The organism is Campylobacter concisus (genome assembly GCF_002913745.1).
GTDB classification, from domain to species: Bacteria; Campylobacterota; Campylobacteria; order Campylobacterales; family Campylobacteraceae; genus Campylobacter_A; species Campylobacter_A concisus_R.
In genome coordinates, this window is the sequence record NZ_PPCG01000043.1 from 1 (window position 1) to 1,145 (window position 1,145).

At 38.6% G+C, this 1,145-nt stretch carries 2 protein-coding genes; both read left to right on the plus strand.

Going from position 1 to position 1,145, the window contains the following annotated elements; translation table 11 throughout:
* Nucleotides 1-301 precede the first annotated feature (301 nt).
* On the plus strand, nt 302-649 hold the full coding sequence (locus tag CYO90_RS06100) for a hypothetical protein (protein WP_103578855.1): 348 nt from the start codon (nt 302-304) through the stop codon (nt 647-649).
* 63 nt (nt 650-712) lie between these two features.
* Nucleotides 713-1,145, plus strand: a 433-nt coding sequence (locus CYO90_RS06105; protein WP_103578856.1) for a DUF3560 domain-containing protein, incomplete at its 3' end; no start/stop codon positions are given.

The following is a 1,145-nucleotide window of genomic DNA, read 5'->3' on the forward strand; positions in this document are numbered from 1 at the left end:
ATTTAGGATAGTTTTTCACAGGGTTATTAATAAAACGAAAAACACTACTTTTTCTAGTAAAAGCCTTGCTTGCTTGGAGTAGGCGAAAGCCTGCTAACACTTTTCATATAAAAATTTTTCCTTTAAAAAGTTGCTTTTGCAAGCTAAATTAATTTTTAACATCAGACGGCGGTGGCGAGCAAGGTTTCTATTAGAAAAAGGAGCTAGAGATGAGAAAGATAATTAAGTTTTTTAGGGTGCTTTTCAGCAACGGCGGCGAGATCAAAAATATCGCCTATCTAAATATTAAAAGGGGTTAAAAATGAGTTTGAACTACGATCTGGCACGTGCCGAAAGCGACGTGGCACACATAAATTTAAATCAAAAGTTTGACTATTTAATAACTGACATCAAATATGTATATAACCTCCACCGCTACACCTTTAAAAACGCCCTTGGCGAAAACAGCGGCGAAATAGTTGATCTGCTTATTGAGCATTGCAAAAAAGACTTTTTCGCCTATGCCGCACTTGTCTATGTACTATGCGTTGAGGCTGAAATGAGCAACGAGGCAGTCTTAAGCTATACAACTACCTACAAACAAACACTGAAAAAGCTACGAGAGGAGGCTGAAAGAGATGCGCTCTTATATTCTGATGAGGCTTGTTGAATTTTATTATGAGCCAGGTATGACTGTAGGCGAGTTTTTAGAGATTATAAAAAGGATTAAATAATGGCAAATTTTAAAAAATACTGCCCTAATGTATGGGTGGCAGAATGCGACGAAAAGCACAATAAGGGCGAAATAATAACTCTTGAAACACAATACGGCAAAGAGGTGGATTGCGAAGTTTATAACTTGGTAGCCGAAAAAAATAACAAATTTTATTATTCGATTGTCCGCCTAGAAGAGTTAAGCTATGCTGAAAGAAAAGCCGACAAATACAGAAATTCGCAGGCTTTACACGAAGTAAAAAGCCATGAGTGGCACAAAAAAAGCCAAGAAGGGGCGGAGTTTTTAAGGCTAGCCGAGCCAATAAAAGTCGGACATCACAGCGAAAAAAGACACAGAGCGTTGATAGATCGGAATTGGCGCAGGATAGGAAACGCTGTAAAAGAAGAGGATATAGCTGACAAGAAAGCAGCTAGGGCGCAGTATTGGGAAG

What these genes read in the sequence shown, in the direction of transcription:
- CYO90_RS06100 (WP_103578855.1), top strand. Translation starts at nt 302, where the DNA reads ATGAGTTTGAACTACGATCTGGCACGTGCCGAAAGCGACGTGGCACAC.